Raw genomic sequence first — 4,644 nt, forward strand, 5'->3', positions numbered from 1 at the left:
CTGTCGTTGCAGAGCCACCCCTGGCTCGCCGACCACGCCGTAGCCGGCACCGTCCTGCTCCCCGGCACCGGGTTCCTCGAACTCGCCCTCCAGGCCGGCCACCACGTCGACTGCGGCACCGTAGAGGAACTCACCCTCGAAGCAGCCCTGGTGCTGCCCGAGAAGGGCGGCGTACGGATCCAGCTCGGGCTCGGGGAGGCCGACGACTCGGGTCGGCGGGAGCTGAACCTGCACTCGCGGGCACAGGACGCCGGGGACGACGAGCCGTGGACCCTGCATGCCACCGGCACGGTGGCTCCCGCCGGTGCGCAGCAGTCGCCGGCGTCGGACACCGATCTGGCCCCCTGGCCGCCCGCCGGAGCGGAGGCGATCACAGTGGCGGACGCCTACGACCGGCTGGCCGCGCAGGGTGTCGAGTACGGCCCTGCCTTCCAGGGGCTGCGGGCCGCCTGGCGGCGCGGTGACGAGGTCTTCGCCGAGGTCGCCCTGCCGGAGGAGGAGGCCGCCGAGGCCAGGGAGTACGGCATCCACCCGGCGCTGCTCGATGCGGCGCTCCAGCCGCTGGGGCTGGGTGTGCTGCTGGCCGAACCCGGTGAGGGACTCACCCGGCGCCCGTTCGCATGGAGTGGGGTGACCCTCCACGCCCAGGGCCCGGACGTGGTCCGGGTGCGGATCGCCCTGGCCGGTGAGGACGCCGTGTCCGTCACGGTGGCCGACTCGGTGGGCCGTCCTGTCGCCTCGGTCGACGTACTGACGCTGCGGCAGGTCGGCACCGAGCAGCTCGCGGGAGCGCGGGAGGCACGGGGCGACTCGCTGTTCCGGGTGGAATGGGTGCCGGTCGCGGTGTCGCGGTCCGGCGCGCCGACCGGACGCTGGGCCGTCGTCGGCAACGACAGTGGTCACAGCGACGTCGACGTGTACGACGACCTCGGCAGCCTCGCCGCCGCAACCGCGCCCGTCCCCGAGCTGGTCTTCGCCTCCGTCCCGGACATCACCGACGGCACCACGGCGGACGCCGACACCGCGGATGCCGTACGCCAGGTCGCGCACCGCGCCCTGGACCTCGTACAGGCATGGCTGGCCGACGACTGGTACGCCACGTCGCGGCTGGTGATCCTGGCCGGGCAGGGCCTGACCGGTGCACCGGTCTGGGGTCTGGTCCGGTCGGCGCAGGTCGAGAATCCGGGCCGGTTCGTGCTGGTGGAGACGGACGGCGGCGAGCCCGACTGGGACACGCTGGCGGCCGCGGCGGCCGGCGACGAGCCGCAGCTGCGGGTGCACGGCACGGAGGTCAGCGCGCCGCGGCTGGCCCGTGCCTCGCGTCCCGAGGAGGTGGAGTGGGAGTTCGCGCCCGAGGGCACCGTCCTGCTGACCGGTGCCTCGGGTGGGCTCGCCCGGCTGCTCGCCCGGCATCTGGTGGCCGAGCGCGGGGTGCGGAACCTGCTGCTCACCAGCCGTCGCGGGGCCGCCGCCGACGGGATGCCGGAGCTGGTGGCCGAGCTGACCGGGCTCGGTGCCACGGTCGAGGTGGCCGCCTGCGACGTCGCCGACCGGGACGCGCTGGCCGGGCTGCTGGCCGCCGTACCGGCGGAGCGTCCGCTCACCGCCGTGGTGCACACCGCGGCCGTCCTGGACGACGGGGTGGCCGAGGCGCTGACGCCGGAGCGGATCGACCGGGTGCTGCGACCGAAGGTCGACGGGGCGCTGAACCTGCACGCGCTGACCGAGGATCTGGACCTGTCGGCGTTCGTGCTCTTCTCCTCCCTGTCGGGCACCCTCGGCGGGGCGGGGCTGGCCAACTACTCGGCGGCCAACGCCTTCCTCGACGCCCTCGCCCGCCACCGGCACGAGCGCGGACTGCCCGCCGTGTCGCTGGCCTGGGGACTGTGGGAGCAGCGCAGCGGTATGGCCGGGCGGCTGAGCGATGTCGACCTGGCCCGGATGTCCCGGGTCGGTGCGGCGCCGATGTCCGCGGACGAGGGCCTGGCCCTGTTCGACGCCGCCACCGCGCTGGGCGACGCCGTGGTCGTGCCGGCCCGGCTGGATCTGGCGGAGCTGCGCGCGCAGGCGGCGGCCGGTGTCATGGCGCCCCTGTTCCGCGGTGTCGTCCGCACGTCGGCCGTCCGACGTACGGCGGCGGCCTCCGCGGGCCGTACCGAGGAAGCCGCGTCCGGTATCGCCGGCCGGCTGGCAGGGCTGGCCCGGGCCGATCAGGAGCGGATGCTGCTGGATCTCGTACGGGAGCAGGTCACGGCCGTGCTCGGGCATGCCTCGCCCGAGGAGGTACGGGCGAACCGGGCCTTCAAGGATCTCGGGTTCGATTCGCTGACCTCCGTCGAGCTGCGCAACCGGCTCCGGTCGGCGACCGGGCTGCGGCTGACGCCGACCCTGGTCTTCGACTATCCGAACCCGGCCGCCCTCGCGCAGCGGCTGCTGGACGATCTCGTACCGCAGGAGGAGGAGGCCGGCCTGCCCCTCTCGGCGGAGTTGGAGCGGCTGGAGGCCGCGTTCCTCGAATCCGCCCTGGACGACGACGCGCGAGGCAAGATCGCGGCGCGGCTGCAGGCCCTGCTCTGGAAGTGGGACGACACCCGCGGCACCGCGATGGAAGCCGAAGGGCTCGAAGGGCTCGCGGAAGAGGGGGAGTTCGACCCCGTCAGCGACGACGAGATGTTCGACCTCATCGACAAGGAACTGGGCCAGCTCTGATCCCGTCTCCGCTCCGCCCCAGTCGGGGGCCCTGCCGCCCTCTCCTCCCCCCACCGTGCCACCTGACCACTGGCCTTTCCCGGCCTTTCTAGGACGTGACCTGATGTCAAAGCCCGCCCGTTCCTCCGACGCTGCCCAGAGCATGACCGAGGACAAGCTCCGCGACTACCTGAAGCGGGTCGTCAACGACCTGCGCCAGACCCGCCGCCGGCTCAACGAGGCCGAGGCCAAGGACCACGAGCCGATCGCCATCATCGGTATGAGCTGCCGTTTCCCGGGTGACGTCCGTTCCCCGGAGGACCTCTGGCAGGTCGTCGCCGAGGGCCGCGACACGATCTCCGCGTTCCCCGACAACCGCGGCTGGGACCTGGAGGCGCTCTACGACGCCGACCCGGACCGCTCCGGCACGTCCTATGTGCGGGAGGGCGGATTCCTGTACGACGCCGCCGACTTCGACCCGGCGTTCTTCGGGATCTCGCCCCGCGAGGCCCTGGCGATGGACCCGCAGCAGCGCCTGCTCCTGGAGACCTCCTGGGAGGCCTTCGAGCGGGCCGGCATCAACCCGCAGTCGCTGCGCGGCAGCAAGGCCGGCGTCTTCGTCGGCAGCAACTACCAGGACTACGCGACCCGGTTGCCCGAGGTGCCGGCCGAGCTGGAGGGGCACCTCGGTATCGGCAACACGCCGAGTGTGGTGTCCGGCCGGGTGGCGTACACCCTGGGTCTGGAGGGCCCGGCCGTCACCGTCGACACGGCCTGCTCCTCGTCGCTGGTGGCGCTGCATCTGGCCTGCCACGCGCTGCGGCACGGCGACTGCTCGATGGCGCTGGCCGGGGGCATCTCCGTGATGTCCTCGCCGGCCTCGTTCATCGAGTTCAGCCGACAGCGGGGGCTGGCGCCGGACGCCCGCGTCAAGGCCTTCGCGTCGGGCGCGGACGGCACGGCGTTGTCCGAGGGCATCGGCATGTTGCTGGTGGAACGGCTCTCGGACGCGCGCCGCAACGGGCACCGGGTGCTCGCCGTGATCCGCGGCAGCGCCATCAACCAGGACGGCGCCAGCAACGGCCTCACCGCCCCCAACGGCCCCTCCCAGGAGCGGGTCATCCGCCAGGCGCTGGCCGCCGCCCGTCTGACGCCCGACCAGGTCGACGTGGTCGAGGCACACGGCACTGGCACCAAGCTGGGCGATCCCATCGAGGCGCAGGCGCTGATCGCCACGTACGGCCGGGACCGCCCGGCCGACCGGCCCCTGTGGCTGGGCTCGGTGAAGTCCAATATCGGCCACACCCAGGCCGCCGCCGGTGCCGCCTCGATCATCAAGATGGTCATGGCCCTCGATCAGGGCCTGCTGCCCCGCACTTTGCACGTGGACGAGCCGTCCTCCCGTATCGACTGGGAGGCCGGGGCCGTCTCGCTGCTCACGGAGGACGTGCAGTGGCCGGCGCTCGACCGGCCGCGCCGTGTCGGCATCTCCTCCTTCGGCATCAGCGGCACCAACGCCCATGCCGTGCTGGAGGAGGCTCCGCCCGTCGAGGCGGACGGGGAAAACGAGGAACAGGACGACGCCACACCCGCGGGCGTCGTGCCGTGGGTGATCTCCGCCCGGACCGCGGAGGCGCTGCGCGCCCAGGCACGACAGCTGCGTGAATACGTCGATCAGCGGCCGGACCTGGACACCGCGGAGGTCGCCCACGCGCTGGCCACGACCCGCTCCGCGTTCGAGCACCGCGCGGTCGCCCTGGGCGGCAGCACCGGCGAACTCCTCAAGGCCCTCGACGCCCTCGCCCATGGCGAACCCTCGCCGCACGTCGTCCAGGGCGTCGCGCCGGACGAGACCGGGAGGACCGTGTTCGTGTTCCCGGGGCAGGGGACGCAGTGGGCCGGTATGGGGGCCGAACTCCTCGATGCTGTGCCTGTGTTCGCGGAGTCGATGGCTCG

The 4,644-nt window shown here is 73.2% G+C and carries 2 protein-coding genes; both read left to right on the forward strand.

What is annotated here, in order from left to right:
- Positions 1-2,709: type I polyketide synthase (locus tag ACFYOP_RS33650; protein ID WP_356899674.1), on the forward strand; the 2,709-nt coding region annotated here is incomplete at its 5' end.
- A gap of 142 nt (positions 2,710-2,851) precedes the next feature.
- Positions 2,852-4,644, forward strand: a 1,793-nt coding sequence (locus ACFYOP_RS33655; RefSeq protein ID WP_356899675.1) for a type I polyketide synthase, incomplete at its 3' end; no start/stop codon positions are given.

The sequence above is a fragment of the Streptomyces sp. NPDC006294 genome (genome assembly GCF_042870895.1).
In the GTDB taxonomy this organism is placed as follows: Bacteria; Actinomycetota; Actinomycetes; order Streptomycetales; family Streptomycetaceae; genus Streptomyces.